At 43.4% G+C, this 25,330-nt stretch carries 21 protein-coding genes and 4 pseudogenes; 13 read left to right on the top strand and 12 right to left on the bottom strand.

Going from position 1 to position 25,330, the window contains the following annotated elements:
• Window positions 1-40 precede the first annotated feature (40 nt).
• Together PPM_RS11845 and PPM_RS11840 are read left to right on the top strand one after the other, a co-directional pair.
• A complete protein-coding gene (locus PPM_RS11845) occupies window positions 41-1,165 on the top strand; it encodes a GGDEF domain-containing protein (RefSeq protein WP_013371099.1) in 1,125 nt (374 codons plus the stop codon).
• A gap of 165 nt (window positions 1,166-1,330) precedes the next feature.
• The gene (locus tag PPM_RS11840; protein ID WP_014599744.1) at window positions 1,331-1,849 is read left to right on the top strand and encodes an NAD(P)H-dependent oxidoreductase; all 519 of its coding nucleotides are present in this window, start codon (window positions 1,331-1,333) and stop codon (window positions 1,847-1,849) included.
• Between the two features lie 94 nt (window positions 1,850-1,943).
• Here PPM_RS11840 and ectB read toward each other — a convergent pair whose 3' ends face one another.
• Window positions 1,944-3,206 carry a diaminobutyrate--2-oxoglutarate transaminase gene (ectB, locus tag PPM_RS11835; protein ID WP_013371097.1) on the bottom strand — a complete coding sequence of 421 codons (1,263 nt, stop codon included), beginning with the start codon at window positions 3,204-3,206 and terminating at the stop codon, window positions 1,944-1,946.
• A 554-nt stretch (window positions 3,207-3,760) separates the two neighbouring features.
• On the opposite strand from ectB, the gene PPM_RS11830 reads away from it, so the two are divergent.
• A complete protein-coding gene (locus PPM_RS11830) occupies window positions 3,761-4,453 on the top strand; it encodes a response regulator transcription factor (RefSeq protein WP_014599743.1) in 693 nt (230 codons plus the stop codon).
• A 5-nt stretch (window positions 4,454-4,458) separates the two neighbouring features.
• Here PPM_RS11830 and PPM_RS11825 read toward each other — a convergent pair whose 3' ends face one another.
• The 5 genes from PPM_RS11825 to PPM_RS11805 all read right to left on the bottom strand — a co-directional run bounded on the left by PPM_RS11825 (window position 4,459) and on the right by PPM_RS11805 (window position 13,471).
• Window positions 4,459-7,020, bottom strand: coding sequence for a hybrid sensor histidine kinase/response regulator (locus tag PPM_RS11825; RefSeq protein WP_013371095.1), 2,562 nt, complete (start codon window positions 7,018-7,020; stop codon window positions 4,459-4,461).
• Between the two features lie 150 nt (window positions 7,021-7,170).
• Window positions 7,171-9,171 (bottom strand): methyl-accepting chemotaxis protein, encoded by a 2,001-nt coding sequence (locus PPM_RS11820; RefSeq protein ID WP_013371094.1) that lies wholly within the window; start codon window positions 9,169-9,171, stop codon window positions 7,171-7,173.
• A gap of 387 nt (window positions 9,172-9,558) precedes the next feature.
• On the bottom strand, window positions 9,559-11,634 hold the full coding sequence (locus PPM_RS11815; RefSeq protein ID WP_013371093.1) for a thioredoxin domain-containing protein: 2,076 nt from the start codon (window positions 11,632-11,634) through the stop codon (window positions 9,559-9,561).
• 202 nt (window positions 11,635-11,836) lie between these two features.
• Window positions 11,837-12,841 carry an alpha/beta hydrolase fold domain-containing protein gene (locus PPM_RS11810; protein ID WP_013371092.1) on the bottom strand — a complete coding sequence of 335 codons (1,005 nt, stop codon included), beginning with the start codon at window positions 12,839-12,841 and terminating at the stop codon, window positions 11,837-11,839.
• 360 nt (window positions 12,842-13,201) lie between these two features.
• On the bottom strand, window positions 13,202-13,471 hold the full coding sequence (locus PPM_RS11805; protein WP_013371091.1) for a CD3324 family protein: 270 nt from the start codon (window positions 13,469-13,471) through the stop codon (window positions 13,202-13,204).
• Between the two features lie 342 nt (window positions 13,472-13,813).
• Here PPM_RS11805 and PPM_RS11800 point away from each other — a divergent pair, with 342 nt between their 5' ends.
• From PPM_RS11800 to PPM_RS11790, 3 genes are all read left to right on the top strand, one after another.
• Complete coding sequence (locus tag PPM_RS11800; protein ID WP_013371090.1) at window positions 13,814-14,560, top strand: TetR/AcrR family transcriptional regulator; 747 nt, start codon at window positions 13,814-13,816, stop codon at window positions 14,558-14,560.
• A 26-nt stretch (window positions 14,561-14,586) separates the two neighbouring features.
• Complete coding sequence (gene map / locus PPM_RS11795; RefSeq protein WP_013371089.1) at window positions 14,587-15,333, top strand: type I methionyl aminopeptidase; 747 nt, start codon at window positions 14,587-14,589, stop codon at window positions 15,331-15,333.
• Between the two features lie 233 nt (window positions 15,334-15,566).
• A complete protein-coding gene (locus PPM_RS11790) occupies window positions 15,567-16,097 on the top strand; it encodes a DUF4303 domain-containing protein (protein WP_013371088.1) in 531 nt (176 codons plus the stop codon).
• A 153-nt stretch (window positions 16,098-16,250) separates the two neighbouring features.
• Here PPM_RS11790 and PPM_RS11785 read toward each other — a convergent pair whose 3' ends face one another.
• Both PPM_RS11785 and PPM_RS11780 read right to left on the bottom strand, forming a co-directional pair.
• Window positions 16,251-16,961, bottom strand: a complete 711-nt coding sequence (locus PPM_RS11785; RefSeq protein WP_013371087.1) for an alpha/beta hydrolase — start codon at window positions 16,959-16,961, stop codon at window positions 16,251-16,253.
• A 93-nt stretch (window positions 16,962-17,054) separates the two neighbouring features.
• Entirely contained in the window at window positions 17,055-17,780 is a 726-nt protein-coding gene (locus PPM_RS11780; protein WP_013371086.1) for an RNA polymerase sigma factor, read from the bottom strand.
• Window positions 17,781-17,979: 199 nt separating this feature from the next.
• On the opposite strand from PPM_RS11780, the gene clpP reads away from it, so the two are divergent.
• The 3 genes and pseudogenes from clpP to PPM_RS11765 all read left to right on the top strand — a co-directional run.
• Window positions 17,980-18,564 carry an ATP-dependent Clp endopeptidase proteolytic subunit ClpP gene (gene clpP / locus PPM_RS11775; protein WP_013371085.1) on the top strand — a complete coding sequence of 195 codons (585 nt, stop codon included), beginning with the start codon at window positions 17,980-17,982 and terminating at the stop codon, window positions 18,562-18,564.
• A gap of 61 nt (window positions 18,565-18,625) precedes the next feature.
• Window positions 18,626-18,832, top strand: a complete 207-nt coding sequence (locus tag PPM_RS11770) for a hypothetical protein (protein WP_043885946.1) — start codon at window positions 18,626-18,628, stop codon at window positions 18,830-18,832.
• A gap of 86 nt (window positions 18,833-18,918) precedes the next feature.
• A pseudogene (locus PPM_RS11765) lies at window positions 18,919-19,458 on the top strand (MBL fold metallo-hydrolase); the annotation flags it as partial.
• 54 nt (window positions 19,459-19,512) lie between these two features.
• Here the strand turns inward: PPM_RS11765 and PPM_RS11760 are convergent.
• A pseudogene (locus PPM_RS11760) lies at window positions 19,513-20,292 on the bottom strand (glycoside hydrolase family 16 protein); the annotation flags it as partial.
• A gap of 351 nt (window positions 20,293-20,643) precedes the next feature.
• On the opposite strand from PPM_RS11760, the gene PPM_RS30500 reads away from it, so the two are divergent.
• On the top strand, window positions 20,644-20,916 hold the full coding sequence (locus tag PPM_RS30500) for a hypothetical protein (protein ID WP_320582508.1): 273 nt from the start codon (window positions 20,644-20,646) through the stop codon (window positions 20,914-20,916).
• Here PPM_RS30500 and PPM_RS29420 read toward each other — a convergent pair.
• The 3 genes and pseudogenes from PPM_RS29420 to PPM_RS11750 all read right to left on the bottom strand — a co-directional run bounded on the left by PPM_RS29420 (window position 20,891) and on the right by PPM_RS11750 (window position 23,228).
• Window positions 20,891-21,031, bottom strand: coding sequence for a hypothetical protein (locus tag PPM_RS29420; RefSeq protein ID WP_013371081.1), 141 nt, complete (start codon window positions 21,029-21,031; stop codon window positions 20,891-20,893). The two genes, PPM_RS30500 and PPM_RS29420, sit on opposite strands and share 26 nt — an antisense overlap.
• Before the next feature lie 88 nt (window positions 21,032-21,119).
• Window positions 21,120-22,244, bottom strand: a pseudogene (locus PPM_RS11755) (alpha/beta hydrolase family protein); the annotation flags it as partial.
• Between the two features lie 45 nt (window positions 22,245-22,289).
• Window positions 22,290-23,228 carry a VanZ family protein gene (locus PPM_RS11750; protein WP_014599738.1) on the bottom strand — a complete coding sequence of 313 codons (939 nt, stop codon included), beginning with the start codon at window positions 23,226-23,228 and terminating at the stop codon, window positions 22,290-22,292.
• A gap of 191 nt (window positions 23,229-23,419) precedes the next feature.
• Here PPM_RS11750 and PPM_RS11745 point away from each other — a divergent pair, with 191 nt between their 5' ends.
• The 3 genes and pseudogenes from PPM_RS11745 to PPM_RS11735 all read left to right on the top strand — a co-directional run.
• The gene (locus tag PPM_RS11745) at window positions 23,420-23,644 is read left to right on the top strand and encodes a hypothetical protein (RefSeq protein WP_013371078.1); all 225 of its coding nucleotides are present in this window, start codon (window positions 23,420-23,422) and stop codon (window positions 23,642-23,644) included.
• Window positions 23,645-23,692: 48 nt separating this feature from the next.
• A complete protein-coding gene (locus PPM_RS11740; protein ID WP_013371077.1) occupies window positions 23,693-24,610 on the top strand; it encodes a transposase in 918 nt (305 codons plus the stop codon).
• Between the two features lie 58 nt (window positions 24,611-24,668).
• Window positions 24,669-25,169, top strand: a pseudogene (locus PPM_RS11735) (alpha/beta hydrolase); the annotation flags it as partial.
• Between the last annotated feature and the right edge of the window lie 161 nt (window positions 25,170-25,330).

The raw sequence follows: 25,330 nt of genomic DNA, 5'->3' as shown, positions 1-25,330 counted from the left end.
ATACGAGAATGGCTATAGATACATTAAGTGTGGTGACATCATGAACAAGACAAAACGGCTTACTCAAACCATGGATTACAGAACAAAGCAAGCCCGCTGGGTGCGCAAGATGTTATTACTTTACTGGATGATTATAACCGTACATTTTATCGTCCAGCTGGGCAGCTACTTATTCCTTGATTATCCCGCTTCGCCTTATGAATTTTACGTTGGGGTCCTTATTGTTCCCACACTAATCATGAGTGGATCCAACTTACTTGCAGAGCTGGCACATTTTAAATTTAGTAGGTATTCTTTCGCGATTCTATTTATGGCAAGCACCGTCATTTGTTGGATGATTATTCGCCTAAACTATGATATCCGGATTATTCCAGCGTTGTGCTTGTTGCCCATTTTTTCTTCGATTCTGTTTTTCAATCGTCGCTTAATATGGCTTTCTTTTGCACTGCAAGTGATCGTCTTTTTTCTATTGCTAGCAATAGATGGATCATTCCGCAGCTATTTGTCAGACTTTGATATCGTGGCGATTCCAACATTTTTAATTATGTCTACTTTTCTTGCCCTTATTATTCAGGCCAGCGGCCGCGATTTGTTAGTGGATTTATACAAGACAAAGCGCGCCCAGCAGGAATTAATGATCAGCAACGCGATTATCAGCAAAATGTCTATGACCGATGGTTTGACGAAGCTTTATAATCATTTGTCTTTTCAAAACTTTTATGAAAAAGCACTCGAATATGCCGAACAAGGAGCGATCATCCATCTGGCGTTAGTGGATATTGATAATTTCAAGAAGATCAATGACACTTACGGACATCAGTTTGGAGATAAAATTTTGGAAGGCATCTCGCAAATCATCACAGAGCAAATTACAGCAAATGACATTCCGGCCCGCTATGGCGGCGAGGAGTTTGCTATTTTAATGTTCGAGCATACTTTTGAGGAAGCTTATCAGATTGTGGAGAACATTCGGCGTGAAGTGGAGAAAATGACCTTTCAGGAGAAAATGCAAATCGTTTCTGTAACCGTAAGCATTGGATTAAAAAGCTATACCGAGGATATGAACAAAGACAAAGATGTATTTTTTCAGGAGACAGACGACTATCTGTATCAAGCCAAGCGCTCCGGTAAAAATAAAATTGTTGCTCTTGACCATATCGCTTAATGTAAAAAATGCATTTAATGCAACTCCGGCATAGATTGTCGGAGTTTTTTGTATGTAGAACTCAAAATTGAGAAGAGTTGACAATTTTGTGGGTTGAATCTAAAATCGTTACATGCGTAATGGTTATTTACTTACGAAAAATAAGCTTTGAGGAGATGGTTTTACATGTCAACACTCGTTATTGTTGTTCATCCTGATCTTGCGGAATCTCGTATTAACAAAAGATGGATGCAAGAACTCAAGAAGCAATCCAGCGTGACCGTTCACAACCTGTATGAAGTATATCCGGATGAGCAAATCAACGTTGCCCATGAGCAGAAACTGCTAGAGCAGCATCATCGTATCGTTCTGCAATTCCCCTTTTACTGGTATAGCAGTCCTCCCCTGCTGAAAAAATGGCTGGATAAGGTTTTAACTTACGGGTGGGCTTATGGAAGCGAAGGTGGCAAGCTACAGGGCAAAGAGTTGTTGATCGCCTTGTCCGCTGCCAGCGTGGAGGAAAACTATCAACATGGCGGACGAAACAGATACACGATCGAAGAACTGTTGAGACCTTTTGAAGCTACAGGCCATATGATTGGTGTTAAATTGCTTCCTTATTTCGTGCAGTATGGTGCCGCAACTTTGACAGATGAGCAGTTGGAGCAATCTGCACTAAAATACGCGCAGGCGGTTATTTCTTAATTTTCACAAAAAAACCCTTGGAAGGTGGCACACACCTGCTTACCTTACAGCAGACGGCTGCTCCAACCAAGGGGTTTTGCTAATGGAATTACATTTACAGCGTAACCAAGTTACTGGTTACCTGTGCCATGCTTTCTTTAATAATGTTGCAGCCCTTGCTCAAGTTCTCCATACTTATCGTTAATGCAGGCATAATTTTGAGCACCGTATCGTTACGCCCAGCTCGCTCAATAATAAGTCCCTTACTAAAGCAGAGAGTTGCTACCTCCTTGGCGAAGGCTTCTCCCAGATGGGTCACATCAATTCCCCATATCAGTCCCAAGCCGCGAATTTCAATGAGTGGATCCATCTTTTGGATATGTTCACGCAAGAACTGCTGAACAAAAGCCTCTTTTTCCTTCACTTGTGCTTCTAGCCCTACCGTGTCTCTGAACTCCAGCGCTGCCTTGGCACCGACAAACGCTAGCTGATTCCCACGGAAAGTGCCGTTATGTTCACCTGGACTCCAAATGTCCAGTTCTGGCTTAAGCAGCAACAAAGACATTGGCAAACCGTATCCACTGATCGACTTGGACAAGACAACCATATCAGGAACAATTCCTGCTCGCTCAAACGAGAAGAACGAACCAACTCGGCCGCAACCGACCTGAATATCATCAACAATGAGCAAAATATCGTGATCATCGCACAGCTGTCGCAACTCACGCAGCCATTCGTTATCTGCGATATTAATACCACCCTCAGCCTGTACCGTTTCCAAAATAATCGCAGCAGGCTTTTCCACACCAGAATGAGTGTCTGTTAAAAGCTGTTCCATGTACAAAATCGTATCCATTCCGTTAAACATGCTGTTATAAGGTATAAAGGTAACATTATTCAGTGGGACTCCTGCGCTCTCTCGCATAGAATTGTTGCTGGTAATAGATAAACTACCCAGCGACATACCGTGGAAACCGCCCATAAAAGCAAAAACGCCATTTCTTTTTTTCACCTTACGCGCAAGTTTCAGTGCTGCTTCTACCGCATTGGTTCCCGTTGGTCCGCAAAATTGAAGCTTATAATTCAAGCCCTTAGGCTGGAGAATACGCTCGGAAAAAGACTCCATAAACTCTTGCTTGGCCGTGGTGTACATATCCAGACCATGCATGATCCGATCGGAGGTTAAATAATCTAGTAACCGGTTTTTCATAAAGTCATTATTATGCCCGTAATTTAGAGCCCCTGCCCCGGCAAAAAAGTCAATATATCCCTCTCCTGCCTCCGTGTACAAAACATCATTTTTCGCTTTGTTGAAAACAACTGGAAAACTTCTGCAATAAGATCTTACATTGGACTCCAGTGTTTCGAATGTGTTCATAATAATTCGTCCTCCCGCTGACCTGATTTTTGAAAAACACAAGCATGGAAAGCAAAAAAATGCAAAAGAGTGTAAATATGTAAGCTAAAATGAGTAGACAGTCTGAACTCACAATGGGATATCCACACCACAAAATCATGAGTACGATCACAAGAACATATAGAGTACAAAAGAATACAGAGATGCACATTGAGAGCAGATAAATGGAAGATTAATATAGTGGGTTTTTCTAAGGGGTCTGTCAGAGGATGTCAACTCCTATGTAATAAAATACCATAATTTTCTTTAAAGTCAATGCATGTTTCTGAGATCTTTTGTTAATTTTTTGTAATTTAAGGTTATGTTCTTGCAGTATATTGTTAAATAGATATGAAAAATGTCGTATTATAGTGATAAATCTCAAAAAAAGTACATTTTCATATCAAATAGATATATATCAAAACTGTCTGGCTACTGGATTTCCAGAGTAAAACTGAGTTTTTGACAGACTGTCCAAAGGAGTTTACTCTATCAAAAGAACTTGCTAAATTTAAAAATAGATAAGGAAACATATCATGTCTAATGTTTTGATTATTGAAGATGATAATATGCTGGGTGACACTCTCTCCTTATATTTAACAGGGGAAGGCTACAACGTTACTCGAGTGGAACTAGCAACTGAGGGAATTGCCCTACTCAATAAAGAACAGCCCGATATTATTCTTCTAGATCTGTTGCTTCCAGATTTGGATGGCGTGAATCCCTGCCCGCTGATACGCAAGCATACGGACGTGCCAATCATCGTGATTTCGACAGAAAACAACATTTCAGAGCGCATTCGTACACTTACGTTGGGAGCAGATGATTATATTTGCAAGCCTTTTAGTATGCAGGAGCTCAAAGCAAGGATCGAGGCTCTTTTCCGTCGGATTAAAATCACACGCTTGCAAGGAAGAAACACTTCACCTGAAGCTGAACCTGAAAACGGCATTTCTTTGGATCTGGCGAGAAGAATGGTTATCGTTAATGGCCAGATGGTAGAGATGACCTATTCGGAATTTGAGCTGATGAAGCTTTTTTATTCGAACCGAGGAATTGTATTTAGTAGATATGCATTGATTCAGGCTCTCCGTGGCACAGACTCCTTTATTAATGAGAGGGCAGTGGACGTACATATTAACCATTTACGCAGAAAAATCGAAAAAGACCCCAAGAAACCACAATTGATTAAGACCATCTGGGGAATCGGCTACAAATTTATGCAATAACACAGTTAGATCCAGGGAATGGATGATTTAATTTGATTAATCTCCTTTTGAACTATACTCAGTTGCTCTCTCCAGTCTGGATACAGTTCTCCCCCTGAGGTTTCATTGCTGCGCTTCAATGCTCTCTCCAACTTTATCACCTTTGCCAGCAGCTCAGTCGCACACAGATTCCCCGTCCCTCCCTTCAGCGAGTGAATTAATCGAAGAGCAGAGGATAACTGACCATTATCCATCTTTCTCACAACTCTCTTATCAAGATACTGGTATTCCTGTATCCATTTATGTAGGGCAAATTGAAAAATATACACCTTGCCATCCATACCGGCTATCGCCTTCTCCGCGTGAATGCCATGTAATTCTTGCAGCCACGCTAAATGGATCCAGCTATTTAATATTCTTGTTGCGGTCAATTTATGTACAGGCTTGAGCAATACGTCATTAATGCCTGCACGAAGACAAATTTCCTGTTGAGTCTGCACAGCATCCGCGGTAAAAGCGATAACGGGGAGTCTGTTAAAAGCCCTGTTTCTTCGAATATGTCTGGCCGTCTCAAAACCATCCATTTCCGGCATATGTAGATCAAGCAGCACCATATCCCAGGAACATCGCTCCAGTAACTCTATTACTTCTCTTCCATTTGTGACTATCGTTACCTCAAAACCGCGCTCTGCCAAAAACTCGGTTATCACTACTTGGCTAATCTCGTTATCCTCCGCTACGAGGATTTGATACTTTTGTGTTGAGACCCCTACTTCATATTGCAAATTCATGGTTGCAACAGCTTCCAGACTATGATGATCTACCGACACTGACTTTTCCTGCTCGTGGCTAAAGCGGAGCACCTCCAGAAGAGCGTTCCGAGTTACTGGCTTAGACAAAAAGGCATCCACCCCATGTTCTGTAGCTTCAGCGGCTACTTCTTCCAACTGGAACACGGTTGTAAGCCCAATGACCTGAGTCATTTGCTTATCCAGTATATGAAACCAATGCCTCCATGATTCAAGTTCTCTAAAGCCTTCCATCCCCATATCAATCATAACAAAATCAAAATGTTCACCCTTTTGAAAAGCATCTGCATATTCCTGAAAGGATGAAACGGTGAGTGTTTGTAGTCCCAAATCTTGCAGTAATTCGTTTAGGCTGTGGCTCACCAGTTTATGCTGTGCAATGATTAAGGCTTTGCCGTTTGGTTTCTCTAGCTGCGTGCTTCTTACATTTAAATCCCCGATATCCAACTCCACATTAAAGTAAAATTGACTATACTCTCCTAAACAGCTCTTTACTTCTACGCTACCGCCCATAGCTTCAGCCAATTGCTTGCTAATAGCCAAACCCAGCCCGGAACCCCCATATCTGTGGGTTGATGTACTCACTTGGGTAAAAGGGACAAATAGCTTGTCCATTCCCGTCTTGGAAATGCCTATGCCCGTATCTTCTACCATAAAAGTGACACTCACTCGTCCGTCCTGCTGGCCTACCATTTTTACCTGTAACAAAACATGCCCTTGATCTGTGAATTTAATGGCGTTGGTCATAAGATTTAAAAGTACTTGCTCCATTCGAAGCGGGTCTCCCTTGAAGCTTTTCGGCAATTCCGGGTCTGTTATAAAAACGACCTCTATTTCTTTATGTTCCAGCAAAGTCCCAATAGTATCTGCGAGATGCCGAAGCATGTTTTCCAACTCAAATTCGACCCTTTCCAGTTCCAGCTTACAAGCCTCTATCTTGGAAAAATCCAATACATTATTGAGTATGTCTATAAGAGTACGCGAGGAGGCGAGCAGCTTGTGGAGGTAATCTTTTTGAACGTCAGTCAGTTGAGTCTTACTCAACAGCTTTGAGAGCCCGATGATGCCATTCAGCGGCGTTCGAATTTCGTGGCTCATATGAGCTAGAAAAATGCTTTTTGCATGGTTAGATTCACTCATCTCCTTTCTTTTCTGCTCGGAAGCTTTATACTCCGTAATATCCAATACATGACCGATGACATATCTGGTGAACCCGTCGTCCCTGACAGGATGCAAGGTAATTAAAGCTGAATATTCCCAAAACTCCAATTCAAATACGGTCCGATTCCCGAACCAAGCCTGTTTGTAGTATTCGGTAAGCTGCTCCAGTGTTTCAGAGGAAAGCTCCAAAATATCCCCAATACGCTTCACATGCTCCCATTTATTGAAATTAACTTGCAGATTCAGCCCCATACGCTCCAGCAATTCACCATCAAGCAGCATATAATAAAATTCATCACCCCTTTTCTCCAGCCTGAAGGTAAAGCCAGGTTGAACTCGAAGTAAAGTTAGCAGATCATGATTTTTGTCCAACAATCGCTGTCCATATGTATAATTGGTGGGGGTTAGGGCCTGCCCAAACAGAGTCATGAACAATAGACCAATCCCTATTTCCAACACACAGGTCAGCAGTGTTCTATCACTTATGCCAAAATAAAAGAACAGAATTCCTGCCAGTCCATAAAATACGCCTGTGATCGCCTGACGAATGAGCTGACGCTGAAAAATCAAAACTAACAATAATATCACGATCGTATATAGCAATAAATCTCGAACCAAGTGTTCGTCCTCCTTGTAATCTCTCATATGTTGCCAGAAGCTGTATCGGAAATATAAAAAAACTCAGGACAGATTCCTTATGCCATAAGGCTTAAAGAACTGTCCCGAGCATTTATTGTACTATATATTCCATAACGTTCAAGCTCGTATTTAATATTTGAAACGACTGACCATCACCTTCAAATCAGCAGCCATATTGGAAAGCAACTGAGCAGAAGCCGAAATTTCCTCCATAGAAGCCAATTGCTCTTGTGAGGAGGCGGCAACTTCTTCAGATGTGGCGGCATTACCGGTTGCAATCGTTGCTAGCTCACTGGCTGTTGCTGCAATCTCTTGTACACTAGCTGATATTTGCTGGGCAATCGAGGCAACATCATCTATCTGAGGCGTAGTCTCCCGAATGCCTTCCATCGCATGATTCAGCTTCACAATGGTCTCTTTGGAAATCTGTAGTCCGTCCTTCACCTCAGTCGTGACCCTATCCATCGTTTCCACCGTAGTTTCGGTTTCATGCTGAATTTCGCCAATCAAGTTGGCAATCTGGGTGGCAGAACTCTGAGACTGTTCTGCCAGCTTGCGCACCTCATCCGCAACGATGGCAAAGCCTTTACCATGATCACCTGCTCTGGCAGCCTCAATAGCTGCATTCAAGGCCAACAGGTTCGTCTGATTGGAGATATCGCCAATGACCTTCGTAATTTCTCCAATTTCATGAGAGCGGGCTTGCAAGGTCTGAATCATCCGGTTGGAACGCTCTACTGACTGGTGAATGGAATTCATCTGCTCGCCTGTCTGCTCCACAGATTTTCGTCCTTCCTCAGCTTGTAAGGCAGAACGTCTGGCCAAATCCGCTACTGAAGTCGAGCGTTCAGCAATTCGGGTGATTCCTTGTGCTATTTCATCCAGTGCAACCGAATTATTTTCCAGCCCCGTAGTCTGCTTCTCCGCACCGCTAGCAATTTCTTGCACAGCCTGGGATACCTGCTCACTTGCAGCGCTGGTTTGTTCCGCACTTATCGTCAGCTCATTCGAAGAAAGAGCGACGTGATCCGCACTGTTTCCTACGTTCTGAATAACGGATCGCAAGTTGTGCTGCATATTCTGAAAAGCTGCTCCTAATTCTCCAATCTCATCCTTGCTCATGACTTGAATGTCCTGTGTCAGATCTCCTGCGCTCACATTTACCGCCTGTTCTTTAAGCTTTAAAATCGGTTTGATGATGGAACGGATTAGGAAATAAACAATAATAACACCAATCACAAGACAACCGACAATAGTAAGCAAAGTGCTGAACAAAATCGGCTGAGCTGCTTCATCAACTTCAGATAAATATAGCGTTCCGCCTATCTTCCAGCCTGTCAGCTTATTGGTCGCATAGTTCATATACTTGGGCTGACCTTCATATTCATATTCGTATTCACCTGTGTCGCTCTGAAACATGCGTGATTCAATATCTGTAATTTTGGCGCCTGCTACCTTCGTTGGATGAACAATGTAAGTATGGTTGCTATCCAGCAATATGGCATAACCTTCATGACCTACTTTAATATTGTTCAATGTCTCTTTAATACCACTAATTTTCAGGTCAATACCAATAACACCGGATCCATCTGTCGTTGCTCTCGACACCGTAACCGTCATCTGCTTTGAGTCTGCCGAAAGATAAGGTGAACTAATCGCTGTCTTTGTATTTCCCTTTATCGCTTCATCATACCAAGGTCTAATACGTGGATCATAATTATCTGGTAATTGCTTTGGTGGATAGGTTGTAAGTTTAGCGTCTTTCGTACCATAATAGATGGATTCTGCTTCTGGGTGAAGTGCAGCATATTGCTTAAACAACTCTTTCAGTTTAGCCGCTTGTTCCTCGGTCTCTACCCGATTGCCTTTTAGTCTTTCTGCAAAATATTCTGCATCATGTAGCTTGGGTTCAATAGTACTATCAATAATAAAATTAGTACGAATTATAGCCTGCTCGGCACTTTCTTCGATCTGGTTTCGAATCTGCTGACTAGCGCTCTCAAACGAAAGAGCCCCCACAATCATGGATGGTATGATCAGAAAGGCAATAAAGGCCACCATTAGCTTTGTTTTAAAATTTTTGCTGAGTACCCTTATTATCTTCCATTTTTCCCCTGAAAACTTCTTCATTACTTAGCATCTCCATTTCATCGCCTGAATTTCGTAACCTATGGTGAGCCGCTTCGTCTTGTCTATGATGGCAGTCACCCGACAGATTCCCTTTCACGTTTTTTCACATCTCCTGCTGAAATGCTTGGATATAAAAAGATATAAACACGCTAGTTGAATAGGTATATGTACTTATTTTCGAACACCACAAGGCTAAACGGAACCGGTTCTTTGATATAATATACCTAAAAATTATTAAAAAAAATGCAATGTAGATGTTAAGAAAATGTTAGTTTCACTACACTATACCTACCTCTTTACATAAAATAATCCCCTTGAAGGTGGCACACATAAGGTCATTGATCGAAAATCACCATATGCTCCACCCGCAAGGGGATTAAATTCGCTTTATTCTATTCTATTCAGCATATGCTTAAGGTCGTCGATATGGGTGACAGGTGCCTGACAGGCAAAATGTTCACACACATATACGGCTGGTTTGCCATCCACAAGATCGTAATCATGGATATAAGGAGCTATTTCTGCAATCTCCGGCTGTCCTTTATCCTTAAAAATAACAACCATATTTGGCCTAAAACCAGCTTGAACCTCCTGAACGAACTGGGCAGTCTGCGGATCATTCCTTTGACCTACAATGACAATCTCACTCGTCTTTCCCGTCGCATACAACAACGCGCTGAGCAGCGCTGAGTGGCCTGAGGGGTAATGAGCAACCATCCCGCCAAAAGCCTTAAACTGCTTGGCAGCATAGTCTTCCAATCGAGTTTCCCCCGTTAGCCGCGCAAGTCGCACAAAATTATGGGCCGCAATGCTGTTACCCGACGGAATCGCACCATCATAAATTTCTTTGGGTCTGGATATCAATTGTTCGCTATCTGATCCGGTAAAGAATAACCCGTCCCGTTCTTCATCCCAAAACAGATCAATCATATTCTGATTAAGCGTCAGTGCCCGCTGCAGATATTGTACATCGAAGGTCGCCTGGTACAACTCAATCAACCCCCACACATAAAAAGCATAATCATCTACGTAGCCGAGGTAAGCTGCCTGACCATCCCGATACCGTGCCAATAGGCGTCCGTCTTCCCGTCTCAAATGGTTCCACAAGAACGTCTCTGCCTTTCGAGCTTGCTCTGTATATCTGGTATCTCCAAAAGCTTGCCCCGCCTTGGCCAAAGCAGCAATCATCAACCCGTTCCACGAGGTCAAAATCTTGTCATCCTTCTGAGGATGAACCCGCTGCTCCCTGGCAGTAAACAGCTTGTCCTTTAGCTCACTGACCCGCTGCTCCAGTTCTGGCTCGGTCAAGTCATGCTTGTTCCCGTAGGCTTCTAAATTGATATCAATCAGGTTTGGAATGTTGTGACCTTCAAAATTACCGTAAGGTGTGATTCCGTACAAGTCGTTGAAAAAAGAGGCATCCTCATCGCCCAGTACAGCCTTTATCTCAGAGTCGCTCCAGACGTAAAATCTACCCTCTTCTCCTTCAGAATCCGCGTCCTCTGCCGAATAAAAGGCACCTCCTGCATCCGTCATGTCTCTTGCGATATATGTAAAAATTTGTTCAGTGATCTGTCGGTACAGTCTTTTGCCTGTCACCTGCCAAGCTTCTGTATACGTGATGGCCAACAAAGCGTTATCATACAGCATTTTTTCAAAATGCGGCACCAACCATTTCTCGTCCACTGAGTACCTTGAGAATCCCATGCCTACATGGTCGTAGATTCCGCCCCGTGACATCGCATCCAGCGTCTTCTCTACCATTTCCAGTGCCTGCTGGTTCCCCGTATGTTGTGCATATCGCAGCAGAAATGACAAGTTATGTGGAGAAGGAAACTTCGGTGCTTCTCCGAAGCCACCATATTCATGATCGAAGGTGTGACTGTATTCATGAAAAGCTTTATTCAAGCATTGATCATCCAGTTCTCCGCGATAACCAGCAAGCAAGTCCTGTCGTTCATGCTCGGTAAGTACCTGCTCACTCAGCTCCATCAGCTCATCCGGCTGTTCTTTCCATCGGATTCCCACCTTACCCAGCAACTCCAAAAGTCCGACACGCCCAAACTTCTGCTCCTTTGGCAAATACGTACCCGCAAAAAAAGGCTTCTGATCCGGCGTCATCATAATCGTCAGCGGCCAGCCCCCATGCCCCGTCATCGTCTCACAGATGGACATATAAATATGATCCACGTCCGGACGTTCCTCTCGATCCACTTTAATGGATACGTAATCCTGATTTAATACCTCAGCTACCTCTTGATCCTCAAAAGATTCTCTCTCCATTACATGACACCAATGACAAGTCGAATAGCCAATCGACAAGAAAATTGGCTTGTTATCACGCTTAGCAATTTCAAAAGCCTCATCTGACCAAGGGAACCAGTTTACCGGATTGTAAGCATGTTGTAATAGGTACGGTGATTTTTCCTTGGCTAATCTATTCGGTTTGCTGCTCGTTGACATGGGGCATCACCACTTCCATAGTTGGATTTTATGCTTGGTATTATTTTACCCTAAATGGGTGGTAAAAGTCGGAAGAGTAGAAAAAATATAATGACTCTCAACCGAATCTATCAATAAATTATGTGTTCAGGTCATAAGTAGGTATGAAAAAGCACTGATGGATATTCTCCAACAGTGCTTTGTTTACTGCAATCATACCTTATTAGCGTTTAGTATTATACTCATTACAATTTATATCAAATATCTTCAGAGCTTTCAGTAAGGCGTATTCACTTGTTCTAGCTCCTTCTTTTGAAAAATGCGCATTTGGAAAAGCGGGAGACATATGATGGTACCCGGGATAGACATGTAATTCCACTAAGACACCATCAAATACCAGTTGTTTAGCAAAAAATAAGGCTTCATCAATGAATAAATCAACGGTACCTATATTTATATAAGTCGGTGGCAACCCGGCCCAAGACTTGGCACGGGCCGGCACATAATATTCACTTACCTCCTCGGAACCCGGTTCAACCCCCAATACAGATTTCCAGCCAAAATAATTGCTTTGTTTTGTCCAAATAAACTCGCCTGCGTATGGATGCTCCGGTGCGATACTTGTGCGGTCATCTAGCATTGGCCTCATTAATCTTAGATGATGGATTTCGAATTCCTTCTGATCACGAATGTACAAAGCTAAGCCAGCCGCCAAACCGCCACCAGCGCTACTGCCCCCGACGGCAACTTTCTCAGTATCTATCCCTAACTCTTCCGCATGTTCAATACACCATTTTAGGCCCGAATAACAATCCTGTAACTGACTTGGCTGTACATGCTCTGGCGCTAGGCGATAGTACACAGATACACAACAGAAACCATGTTCTGCAGCAAGAGCTGCATTAGCAGGACGATCCACGACTGGACTTCCTAAGACCATCCCGCCTCCATGTATCGAATAATATAGAGGCATCTTATTATGCTTTGATTGTTTGGGCTTAATGATTTCTATTTGAATATCTGGACCGTTAAAATAACTTGGCACAACCCTTTTTTCCAATGTAACAGGAAACATCTGCGTTACATCTAATTGTTGCATCATTTGAGATTGGTTTTTACGTGATTCCATTAGTGTAGATTTGGTAAGGTCGGTTGTTGGTATTAAATCAACTGCACTGATAATTTCTGGATCAATCAGATGTCTGCTTCTACTTTTTTGCGCCCCCATAAATCTTCCCCACTTTCTTGTTTCAACGATAATGAATCAACACATGTTTCCCTTCATTTATTCAGAATCGGCACCGTTCCAAATCCGTTGTTGCTGTCGTTTATATTCATATTTTAAAGATTAAAATAAGCTCTATAAATGAAAACAACGAGTTAGAATCATTTTTGACATAAAAATAATAAATGTAAAAATGAAGTACAGCCTTTGAAATAGAAATTGAAATGCAAAAAAGTATTTGGGAATCTGGATGAGGCCAAAATTAAATTCATTGACGCGAGTATAGTACCACGCCACTTTGTAAATTAGGTATTATTTATGTTCACTTAATTGAATATCGATCGATATTCACCAGTGTATCCCCTACTTTTTATGTGAATACACAATTTTCTTAATGGTTTCGGTAGAAAGGAAAAACTCCTTAGCTAATTGCTCGATACTGCTGCGATTTTGAAAAGCATTTCTGATTTCGGTATTTCGCTGTTCAAGCAACCTTCTCCCGCCACTCAAACTGCCCCAATTCATATACTCCGTTTTTGGTTTAGGAATATACAGAGTCTCTCCTTGAACATATTTTTGAATTTCCGTAATTAGTTTTTGAGGTAAAACTTTTGTAGCATTCGTATATCTCAATTTTGCTCGCTCCTTATTTTGATTCTTTTTAAAATAAGGTGCAAAGCCAAAAATATTAAAAAAGCTTATTCAGCGTTAAAAAATTGTTTCGCCCCATACAAAGTAACGCTTTCCTAATAATTGGCTTTGCATGAGTGTAAGAAGTCACAGACAATCCCAATAGATTCTCCATCAGTAGGCACCCCCTTTTACTTCGCAAGTATAGCATAACTCTACTCACCTGATCTTCATCCGTTTACGAGGTGTTGCCGGGACGTTTGTTTGCTCACTCTTGTTATTCGCAAGCTAATGTTTTATATTGACATAATAGTAGGTCAAAAATAAAAGAGGTGAACGGACAAGATGTCTCCACGAACAAAGGAACAAAACGAAGAGATCCGGCTGCGGCGTCTGGCGCAAATCCGGAAAGCCGCTGCCGATGTGTTTTTGAATAAAGGGCCTTTACTGGAAATCCGCGATGTCGCCGTGCAGGCAGGACTCGGCTATGGCACGGTATACCATTATTACAGCAATAAGGGCAATTTGCTCCACGATCTGCTATGGGACGCATTGGAGCGGGCCGGGGGATGGCTGGAGACCCCGCTTGAGGCTCAACCGAAAGCCCCGCCCGCTTCGGCTTCGGAGAAGACGCCGGCAGGCGGGCATTTCGGCTTGGCTGCGGCGGCGGACACCGGGAACTCGGCTGTCGCGGATTCCCAAAGCGGAAGCCGCGAAACGGCCGCTGCCACAGAGCTTGGCCCCGTCGCCGCCGCTGGCGTCCGGCTGCTGCAGCTTTGGGCGGAGGACCACGCCCTGTACCTGCTGCATAAGTTGGCCGGTGAGGGCTTTGCCTCGCTGCCTGAAGGGCGCTCGGCCCCGCTCTCGGCCGCCTTTCGCCGGGAAGTGCTCACGCCGCTTGCCGCGCTGCTGGAAACCGATCGTGCGGCGGACGGGACTGCCGCTTCCGGCGGAAACGCGGCGGAGCCGCCGTATCGGCTACAGCGCACGGAAATGCTACTGGCCGCCTTGGTCGGCTGCGCCTCGCTTTCGCTTCGCCGCGGAAAGCTGCACGAGGAGGCCAGAGATATCGTCCGGTTTTTAAAATTATAGAATTAATAAGGAGCGAATAGACAAAGATGATCATTTTAAAATCACCCAGGGAAATCGAAGAGATGAAGCCGGCGAGCCAAATCGTTGCGGACTGCTACCGCGAGGTGGTTAAACTGATAGAGCCTGGGATCACCACCCGGGAAATCAATGACTTTGTTGCCAGACATATCACCAAGCTGGGCGGCAAGCAGTTTACAAAAGGATACAACGGTTTCCCCGCCGAAACCTGCATTTCTGTCAACGATGTGGTGGCCCACGGCATTCCTTCGAACCAGGTGCTTATGGACGGCGACTTGCTGAAGCTCGACATCGTTGTGGAATACGGCGGATGGTTCGGCGATTCGTGCTGGTGCTATGCGGTGGGCAATATCCGGCCGGAGGCGCAAAAATTAATGAGGGTGACAAAGGAATGCTTGGATCTGGGGATCGCCCGAGCACTCCCCGGAGGACGGCTCGGCGACATAACGTCGGCGATTCAACAGCATGCGGAAGCAAACGGTTTTTCGGTCGTACGCGATCTGCTCGCGCACGGGATCGGGCGGAGCCTGCACGAGGAGCCGAGCTACGAGCATATCGGCGTAGCTGGCAAAGGCACTCGGTTAAAGGAAGGCATGGTGTTTACGATTGAACCAATGATCAACGAAGGTACGTTCCGTATCACGATCGACGACGATCAGTGGACGGCGAGAACGGCCGACGGCAAGTTGTCGGCGCAATATGAGCATACGATTGCAGTTACGCAGGACGGCCCACTGATTTTAACGGCCCAGTAAGAATAAAGACGAACGCCTATCTTGCATATATTTTTTTCATTGTAAATCTTGCTATTGGCTGAGCAACCAATAGCTCAATCCAAAATGCTACACCAAAATTTCTAAACCAACTGCTGGAAAGGTTCTAGGCTTATTTGTTTCGTACCAATCCAAGTTCCTATAATTGTGGTAGGCTACACGAGTCGTGCTAATAATAGTAAAGTATAAAACCCATAAAGGAGTATATGAACCAGATGAGCAATTTTCTGAGTGAATTTGAGGAAAGATTTAGAGCAGGATTTTTGGAAGATCTCAAAAGCATACTGGAAGAAGTGAAGGATGAAAAAGTTTACGCTTGCGCGTTTGGCACAGACAGCGATTTTGTCACCTTATTTCTAGCTGTTAATACGGAGGAATCACTTGTTAGACATATCACAAACATGAAAGCCCAAGACCTGTGCAACAGCAAGGAAGATGAAATTTATTACAGATGGGGATTAAGCGAATATCAATATGGCGATACAACACACCTCAATCATATTAGCAAATTTCTGTATGCAACCGACAATGTGTTGGACTATAAAGATGAAATGATAAAAATTATGGCCAAGGTAGTTAAAGAAACCGACGATGTATTTTTTACTCAATTCGGTCAATCCAAAGAAGATATTATTTTTTTCGTGTCCATGACAGATGATGATATGGCCGAGGAACTGGAAGATCAGTCTGTAATTCAGATGACAAATGCCAAATTAGTTGATGGCTTCTTGCATCGTTATCAATAATACTAAATCATTCTCTTTCACATGGTTCAACTTTTTTTCAATCTCAAACACTCACTTACCAGCTACTTATTTGTAACCTTTTGAAGATAAATACGGCGCTGGAAGATACGTTAAATGGGAAGCAGTGAGATCAACTCCTTGCTTCCCATATGCTTATTTTGCGGTTACATGTTCTTTCAACCACTGTCTATAAAACTGTAGTTGCTCTTTGGTGTGAAAATAATGTTTTCCACGTTCCATCACTTTTAGCTGGCAATGAAATCGGCTTGCAAACGTAGATATGACGTCATATTCACACAAGTCATCTTCAGAGCCATAAAGTATGGCAGTTGGCTTATTCCATGTATCAATTGAATGCGATTTAACATAGCAGTAATAATCCCAATAAAGTGTTTGCCCAATGGGTGTAGATATTTCTTTTTCAACTTTTAATCTATCCTCACTTACACTGAACCATGTCATCATATTTTTGATTATTCTCTCCATATCTAGCACTGGAGAAAGAAACAGACATTGTTTTAGTGGGAGATGATGATAAGCAAGTAAACTAAAATACGCACCCATGCTACAAGCGAAAATACTAATTTCATGCCATTGCTTTTGTGTGTAACGCATGATGATGTCAAGATCATGAACACAATTTTGAACTTTACAGACGTAGGTTTCTTCTTTGCGGTCACCATGTATAGGCAAATCAAAACTAATGACTTGATACCCTTGTGCCGTTGCTTCTTCTGCAAATATAACGATCACATCATCTGCCTTGTTTGACATATTACCGTGGATAGCTATAAATACCTTATCTGATTCACCACCCCACAAAATTGCCGGGATGCCCTCGATTTTCAATTTTTGCTTTATCATTACTTTATCCTCGCTTAAAACAGCTTGTTGTTGTCTTCCTTATCAAAATATTCTTTGTGATTCTATCTTATGATACTACGATGGTAAGAAAAACTACGCTGCCATCATACTTATAGTATCGAAATTCGCTTGTTTTGCTGAGACGTGACTCCAGAGCAACTTATTATTGACGATACTGATCATAACTTCTGGTTCTATTACATCCTGGTAGGAAAGCATAACCAAAGTTGCAATATCTCCCATCTGATATGCAGCCGTTAATGCCCTTAGAAAAGTTTTCGATTTTTCACTTTCTGGTAAGGATAATTCGCCTTTTAAGAGTTCCTCCTGAACTGCTCCTAGCGATTTTCGTGCCCGATGAAGTGCAACTTTTACCGCTCCCTCCGTTGTTTCAAGCATGTCGGATGTCTCACGAATCGAATATCCAAACACATCTCGCAGCAAAAAAACAGTTCTCTGAAGCGCAGATAAATGATTCATTAAGGACTGCAACGCGATCTCGATTTCAAAAGATCCATGATCCGGTACAGTTACTTTCGCTTGTTCCCTATTCAATATTCGAGTGTAGACTGCTTTTCTCCGTATATCATCAATCCAGGTGTTTTTAGCAATCCGCATCAACAGTGCCTTGGGATTTGTATGCTCGAATTTATTTAACTTTCCTAATGCTTTTACCCAAGTGTCCTGCGCCAATTCTTCCGCATCCCAATTTGATTTCGTAAGCGACAGACAGTAACTTTTCAGGACCGCCTGTAATTCATCAAAGTTCTGGATGTCTAGTGTATTGTCTGTCATCTGTACAGAATCTTCTATGTTCATAGGCCTTCTCCTCTACGGTCATATTCTGCCCTCTGCTAAAGCAAAGCCATTTGCTACCTTCATTGTAAACGAACAAGGGGTTATAGAAGTTACACCATATACGCAAATCATTTTTCCCATTAAAACTCCGTATCTTTTTACGGTCTGGGTTCGTTTACAAGAAGAAATCAACTGAACCAAGAAAATGGGGGTATGAAAAATGAGTGTTTATGTTCCTTATGTGGTGGAGCAAACTGCTCAAGGTGAAAGATCGTACGATATCTATTCCAGATTGTTAAAGGATCGTATTGTATTTGTAGGGGCAACCATCGACGATCAATTGGCTAACAGTATTATTGCTCAATTGTTGTTCCTGGCGGCAGAAGATCCGGAAAAAGATATTTACATGTATATCAACAGCCCAGGTGGTTCTACTTCCGCAGGATTTGCCATTTATGATACGATGCAGTACATCAAACCCGAGGTGCATACGATATGTACGGGATTTGCTGCTTCGTTTGGCGCCATCCTCTTGCTGGCTGGTGCCAAAGGAAAACGTTCTGCACTGCCGAACAGTGAAATTATGATCCATCAGCCGCACGGCGGCGCACAAGGCCAGGCCAGCGATATTGCGATCAGCGCAAAACGAATTTTATGGACTCGTGAAAAGGCAACCCGTATCACAGCTGAACGGACCGGGCAATCTTTTGAAAAAGTCGAAAAAGATATGGACCGGGATTTTTACATGTCCGCACAGGAGGCACTCGAATATGGTGTTATTGATCAAGTGATAACTTCTTTGTAGAGTATGTTCAAGATTTCAATGATCCGGCAAGAAACTTCAAGAAAACAAACGAGGTGATATCATGTTAGCAAGCTTACAAGGTAAGGAAGTAACTATTCATTTTATAGATGGGACAAATGTATGCGACGGAATATTGGATCAGATTGACGACAAGTTCGTAAAATACCTTACGCAATATCAGACATTTGTTATTCCTATTACATCTATTCGCACCGTATCCATTGACATTAAGGAACGGCAACGCCACAGAGTTGGATTCGCCCCTTGAACCTATTTTCATGGGTGGTAATTTCGTTTTACGGAGGCCCGATATTATGGAAATTTCACAGGGAGTAGAAATGCTTCAGCTAAGACGTGTCGTTCGACAAACTAAAAGCTGTGATTTTGACACATCAGGATGTGGATCATATAGGTTGTCTTCCTGAGATTTTGCAGGAGTGTGGCAACAATATTAAAGTATATGCACATGAGCTGGATAAGCCATATATTCAGGGGGAGATCCCTCTTTTAAAGGATAATCACCTTGAGAATCCCCCGAAGGGCAAAGTGGATGATACCTTAATAGATGGTCAGGAACTGCCGTTTTGCGGCAGGATTCGCGTCATCCATACGCCTGGGCATACCCCTGGGCATATCAGCCTTTATTTAAAGCAAAGTAAGATTCTCATTGCGGGGGATTCGATGTACAGTGAAAACGGGATTCTCAGAGGAATTCATGCTCCGACCACACCGGATATGAATGCAGCTTGTCTCTCATTGAAAAAGTACTTAGATCTCGACATTGCATCGGTGGTTTGTTATCACGGGGGATTAAGTAATGTAGATATACATGATCAGATATTAGGACTTAGTGGCGAGTTAATTTATAGCGAATTGAAGCAACCCCGTAAATGACCGGGGTTGCTTTTATAATCTTTCATATGAATTGTATCTAATACCCACACTTTATTGATAGACACGCACGTAATCGACTAGCATTTGGGACGGGAACTGCGTCGAGTTATTGGGAGCACCAGGCCAGTTTCCGCCGACCGCTAGGTTCAGGAGAATAAAGAACGGCTGCTGAAATTCTTCGGTGTTCCCGGTTCCGTTCTCTATATAAAATTCATTGAACTGCTGCCCGTCGACAAACCAGCGGATATACTTGGAGTCCCACTCGATGCTGTACACATGGTATTGGGAAAAATCCAGATTGCCCGATACCCGCCCGAAGTCAGCGTGTCCTCCCGCATCCCAATGCACAGTACCGTTCACAGAAGGATTGTTGTTTACACGTTCCATAATGTCGATTTCTCCGCATTTCGGCCAACCTACCGAGCTGATGTTGCTGCCTAACATCCAGAAAGCCGGCCATATCCCTTGACCGGATGGTAACTTGATGCGCGCTTCCACTTTCCCATAAGTGAATTTTTTCAAGTCTTGAGTTTTGATCCGGGCAGAGGTGTAATTCATTCCGCCGTAAGCTTCTTTTTGTGCCGTAATCACCAGATTGCCTCCAGTAACCTGCAAATTCTGCGCACGGTTGGTATAGTACTGCAGTTCATTGTTTCCCCATCCGCCGCTTCCGGTACCGATTTCAGGGGTCCAATTGGACCGGTTTAACGAAGTTCCATTAAATTCGTCGCTCCACACAAGATTCGAGTTCGGTGCTGCGCTTGTATGCATTGCTGGAAGCAGAACGGTTAGGAGACTGAGCAGCACAACCGCACATAATCCTTTTCTTAGCATTAGTTCCCTCCTCAATAATAATAATCCAAGTTCTTAGACACTTCAGGAAAATAAGCCTTCAAGCGGTATTGACGATTGAAACGGGGATCACCTCTCTTTATATTTTTCTTCTTGGACAGCTCATAAATTAGAATCGTAGATAGACGATTGAAAAAGTATACCGCTCAAGCAGGAGTATAATGGAAACAAAATCCATATTCAACCTATATTTAAGTTTTTTTCTTAAAAATCACTTTCTCATATAGATAAAACCTGTCTTTATAAATCAATAAGAAATTTAACAGCTATTAAAACAAACGTAGTAGCACGTACCGCAGCCTATTAGGCAAGTGGCCTCACGATGAAAGCTTGGTGCTCCGCAAATCATTGTTCTGTCGAAGCTCAAAGGGTACGAAGAGCAAGCAGTTCCGCTTAGCGAAAAAGAAGCGTTTCGGTGCTTCCAGCGAACAGACGCATCCGGATCAATTAGAACTCCCGTTGTATCACACCGGACGCGGTGTAGCGCCGTCGGTCATCTACGATTACCAGAAGACACGTGGCGGTGAGCATCCACAAATCTTCTTATCCGGAGGAAACCTTAGCCCTCAATTCTTACAACTCATAGCGATGTCGCCACTTCACTAAGGTGGTAACGCTGTGTTATGTTTTTTGCTACTCCCACACGGCTGCTCTGCCCTGCTTTTAACTCCTGTATGATGGCTAGTTTCTCAATCGCATTGTATTCGTTCTTCTTAGACAAAGGAAAACTCCCCTTCAAGTAGCGGTTTATTTATTAAACCTGTCTACTTGAAGGGGAGTATATCAAAATCGGTAGCCTGTTCCGTAATTTATAATAGCGAGGTTACGAACTTCACCTCCGGAAAGCGGCTATCCGGTCCTTTCATTAAGATTCCGTCTTGATTTTTCAGATACCTATCGAAGAAATCCAGCATATAGGCATTGATAACGGAGTTCGCTCTTTCGGGCGCAATCTTTCCTGTAATGCCCAACATTTTGAAAATCGGAGAAATGAACTGTACGTCGGCAAAATTCAAATGCTCCGTATTTTCGATATAGAGGACTTGTCCCCCTTCGTCGACCGTTTCGCGCATCCGTTCAAGCTCCAACTTTTTATCTTCCGTTACTTGGTCCTCCCACTCTCTTGTAGATCCCATACGGTTAAGCTCTGCATCCATGTAGACCCGGTTATCCATCACCATTTTTAATTTTTCGAAATAGCTTTCCGAGTTGATGAACAAAAACGGCTTTCGCAGACCCTCTCTGTCACGCAGTCGATAAAGCCCTCCATCAAGGTCTATTCCAACCGCGATTCGCGGATCGTAAGAAGCGTCATAGGCCGTCGCTCCGCCGATGGAATGACCGAACACCCCGACATGACCGAGATCAATCCTCCCTTTTAGATGGCTTGGAATCTGCCCCGATTGGATGAACTCGAATTGGTCCAGCGCAAACGCCACATCGCCGGTTAAAACTTGTCCCAACTTGTCGCGATTTCCTCTACTCGTCTGGTAATCATGGTCGGGCGAGAATAAGTCGTTGGTTGTGCTGGTCGTGATTCGACCGTCCGGAAACTCGGTTGCAAATGTATTGTAGGTGTGGTCGATCACTGCCACGATATATCCATGACTCGCGAGATTTTCGGCTTGCGACGTGTGGAGGAACCTGGAAGAGCCGTTACCGGGATTCGCAAGGATCAGCGGGTATGAAGTCTGTACCGAGGAGACTTCGGCCCCCGAATAAGCATCGCTGGATACGTACTTCAGGTGTTGAAACGTAAACTCGGGAAGGCCATAGTTCGCGGCCATATAACGTAAAATCTGGGTATCGGGAATAAAGGGAGCGTACTTGCCGGTGCTAGCTTGAGCCGGATACCAGACCTGAACCATCAATTCTCTCTTACCCTCTCTGGCTTCGTCGAAAATCTCTTCCCTATTTGTATCCACGAAATGAAAAAGGTGTTATTCATGATAAAATGGCGGCGAAATCCCTTTAAGCACTCAGTTCCAGAAATACTGCATCTGCGTATACCCGACATCCCATGCTTTCATGTCGCCCTTAATCGTGATCTTCAGCTCATCCCCCGGCTCAAGCGGAATCTTGAATAGCGAAGGGAACAGATCAGGATTAGTACGCTGAAGTTCTCCAGAATTGCTCATGATCTCCTTGCCATCCCGAGTAACACTGATACTACCGGAATAATCCGTTGGTTCGGGGCATCCGTAATCGAAGGAGAAAATCGTCTGTCCCTCAGACTTGTACGTGAACGTTCTGGAATCTCCGCCTTCAGCGCCATATAGGTTATAGCGGAGCGGTATCTTCTGTCCGTTGATTTGAATACTGTCCGGTTTGTCTCCGGTGGATGAATTGCCCGAGTTGTCCGTCCATTCAGTGATCGCCACAAACGGACCTTCTACTTTAGTTGTTATTTTGTCTACCGCCGCCCCTAATCCCCATAAAGCTATAAAAAGAACCATACCCGATATAGCCGTTGCCACCAGATTGCGCCCGAGACTCCGGTAACGGAAACCAAGCTTGTACGCCCCAAAACCGAGGGCTGCTCCAATCGAATTCTGAAGAGCGTCGTTGATATCGAAGCTGCCCAGGAATGTAAGGGCCTGGATCGTTTCCAGCACAAGAATCGCGATGAAGAATAAGGTGATGAACCGGACGAAGCTGACCCTGTACAGCCATGGAATCAATATACCGAAAGGAATAAACGCAATAGTGTTCCCGAAAGCCACCATACTCATTAGGCTGGGATGCAGGAGATCAGCTGGAGACGGCAAACTAATGAAGTTCTCGGGCATAAAAATAAAGGTGTAGCTGGAAATTTGCTCCGAAGCCTCTCCTCTGCCGAAAGCGAAGAACATAAAATAAAGCACAATAATGGTATAGACTATAGTTGCGGTTAGTAAAATCTTTCGTTTTTTGACCATACTTAACTCCTCCACTCTATTTTTCCATCTATCACTATAACCTACTTACCTGTTTCATGAACCCCCCACCCCTTAGCTTGATTAACTTTACTTGCCCAAAATCAGTTCTATGAAATGTAAAAAGAGACACCCTTGACTCTCTGCGTAAAATAGAAGTACCACCAACCACTCCACGCAGAGGAGAACAAGATATGTCTCATGCGTATACTTTATCACAACAAAATCATTGGAACAATCGGTCGGAACAATGGAAACTTCCGCTGTATTTCTCAAAACTGGTGCTTCATCACATCAAGCACTTCGTAGACGGTATGCTTTCGACTGGATTTTCAGGTACCTTAACGGATATTTACCGAGAAAGTTTACAGGATCGAGACCGCAGAACCTTGAGTCATTTCTTAACTCACGGAAACTGAAACGCGTCTTACCTGAAACGTATTATTCAACATGTCGCTTTCCAGCAGATGAGGGAAATCGCTCAACGAGGTCATGGCCCCCTTTTTGTCATCCTTGACGATACCGTATGTGAAAAAACCAAGCCTTCGTCACAGGCTACGCATAGGATTCAAGGGGCTTCGTTTCAACATTCTCATCTCAAAGGTCAGTCCGTCTACGGGCATGTTGTTGTCCAAGCCTTGCTTCGCTCGGGTGACCGGGTTTTCCCCTTTGCCTCAGAACGTTACGATCGGGAAGCAAAAAGCAAAATCGATTTGGCTTGTGAAATGATTCGGTCTGTTCCGATGTCGACGTGCCGAACTTACGTTCTAATGGACTCCTGGTATCCGTCTGCTTCAGTACTCCAAACGAGCGCGGAACGTGGCTTTCATGTGATTAGTGGTTTGAAAACGAACCGTATCTTCTACCCTCAAGGCATCCGGCAATCGCTCAAAAACTTTGCTTCCTATATCTCGAAATCGGATACCGTTCTGGTGACGATCGGCTCCTCCGCTTACCGAGTATATCGCTATGAAGGGAAGCTCAATCTCTTGGAAAATGCCGCCCTGCTCCTATGTTGGAAAGAGGGAGATGGCTTTGAACCTAAGCAGATGAAGGCCTTTCTGAGCACGGATATTTCACTGAGCAATGAAGAGATTCTATGCTATTACAGCAAACGTTGGGACATTGAAACGTATTTTCGAACTGCGAAAGTACAACTGGCCATGGATCGTTACCAGGTTCGATCTACTCAGGCGATTGACCGTTACTTGACCCTGCTCATGTTTTCTGCGTTGTATTGCCAGTATGACAGCCAAGGAAGTTTAAACGATGGGTTACATCACTACCGTATCCAGAAAAAGCATGACATGATTGATTATATTTACAACCAAGCCAAAAGCGGGGCAACATTAGACCAAATTAAAACATGGCTAAGCGTTGCATAGGGATACTGTCAGCTATTAAAACTTACAAATTATTGAAGCGATTATTGGCAAGTACAGTTATTTAGCTATGCGTGCAGCAGCCTTCGAAAAGAGAATCGATAAAGTAGTTGCTTTTAACATTTTCTTTTGTGGTTTAGATGCCTTAAAAATGGGAATGCCAGAAGAAACTTACCAGAGCATAGTGCAGTTAGTCGATTGTAATGAAGTAGATCAAGTGAATTCATTATTCGAACAGATGATGACTCACAATATTGATTTGCATTGGAAGATTACCAAAGGGATGGAAAACACCGGTGAAGCAACGCCTTTTGATCTCATTAAAAATTTTGAAAAGCACACGATGCAAGGCATTGGGGCGTTCATTAATCAAAATGTTCTTTTATTAGCTGGAGAAGATGATCAATACGTACCTATTAGCCGACTCGCACAAATCCAACAAGAATTAATCAATGCTGCGTCCATTACAACCAAAGTATTTACTAAAGAGACGGGTGGTGAGCAACATTGCCAAGTAGGTCACAGGGAGTTAGCATTTAATGAAATGAAGAATTTCCTATAACAAAGAGGAATGAATACTAAAATTTCTCGCATAAAAAAATTCAGATGGTTTCCCCTTTTGGGGGAACCACCTTTTTAAAGCATTTTATTTGACAGCAACAAATCTCATTTTGTCTACAATATATTAATTATTCTTCTATACTGTAAATACTTGCCCCAACT

It is taken from the genome of Paenibacillus polymyxa M1, assembly GCF_000237325.1.
In the GTDB taxonomy this organism is placed as follows: Bacteria; Bacillota; Bacilli; order Paenibacillales; family Paenibacillaceae; genus Paenibacillus; species Paenibacillus polymyxa_C.
This window is presented reverse-complemented; position numbering and strand designations above follow the sequence as displayed.

What these genes read in the sequence shown, in the direction of transcription:
- PPM_RS11785 (WP_013371087.1), bottom strand. Translation starts at nt 16,961, where the DNA reads ATGATAAAGCAAAAATTGAAAATCGAGGGCATCCCGGCAATTTTGTGG.
- PPM_RS11740 (WP_013371077.1), top strand. Translation starts at nt 23,693, where the DNA reads ATGAGGGAAATCGCTCAACGAGGTCATGGCCCCCTTTTTGTCATCCTT.
- PPM_RS11810 (WP_013371092.1), bottom strand. Translation starts at nt 12,841, where the DNA reads ATGGGGGCGCAAAAAAGTAGAAGCAGACATCTGATTGATCCAGAAATT.
- PPM_RS11780 (WP_013371086.1), bottom strand. Translation starts at nt 17,780, where the DNA reads ATGAACATAGAAGATTCTGTACAGATGACAGACAATACACTAGACATC.
- PPM_RS11770 (WP_043885946.1), top strand. Translation starts at nt 18,626, where the DNA reads ATGTTAGCAAGCTTACAAGGTAAGGAAGTAACTATTCATTTTATAGAT.
- PPM_RS11750 (WP_014599738.1), bottom strand. Translation starts at nt 23,228, where the DNA reads ATGGTCAAAAAACGAAAGATTTTACTAACCGCAACTATAGTCTATACC.
- PPM_RS11820 (WP_013371094.1), bottom strand. Translation starts at nt 9,171, where the DNA reads ATGAAGAAGTTTTCAGGGGAAAAATGGAAGATAATAAGGGTACTCAGC.
- PPM_RS11790 (WP_013371088.1), top strand. Translation starts at nt 15,567, where the DNA reads ATGAGCAATTTTCTGAGTGAATTTGAGGAAAGATTTAGAGCAGGATTT.
- PPM_RS11830 (WP_014599743.1), top strand. Translation starts at nt 3,761, where the DNA reads ATGTCTAATGTTTTGATTATTGAAGATGATAATATGCTGGGTGACACT.
- ectB (WP_013371097.1), bottom strand. Translation starts at nt 3,206, where the DNA reads ATGAACACATTCGAAACACTGGAGTCCAATGTAAGATCTTATTGCAGA.
- clpP (WP_013371085.1), top strand. Translation starts at nt 17,980, where the DNA reads ATGAGTGTTTATGTTCCTTATGTGGTGGAGCAAACTGCTCAAGGTGAA.
- PPM_RS11840 (WP_014599744.1), top strand. Translation starts at nt 1,331, where the DNA reads ATGTCAACACTCGTTATTGTTGTTCATCCTGATCTTGCGGAATCTCGT.
- PPM_RS11745 (WP_013371078.1), top strand. Translation starts at nt 23,420, where the DNA reads ATGTCTCATGCGTATACTTTATCACAACAAAATCATTGGAACAATCGG.
- PPM_RS11800 (WP_013371090.1), top strand. Translation starts at nt 13,814, where the DNA reads ATGTCTCCACGAACAAAGGAACAAAACGAAGAGATCCGGCTGCGGCGT.
- PPM_RS11845 (WP_013371099.1), top strand. Translation starts at nt 41, where the DNA reads ATGAACAAGACAAAACGGCTTACTCAAACCATGGATTACAGAACAAAG.
- PPM_RS11815 (WP_013371093.1), bottom strand. Translation starts at nt 11,634, where the DNA reads ATGTCAACGAGCAGCAAACCGAATAGATTAGCCAAGGAAAAATCACCG.
- map (WP_013371089.1), top strand. Translation starts at nt 14,587, where the DNA reads ATGATCATTTTAAAATCACCCAGGGAAATCGAAGAGATGAAGCCGGCG.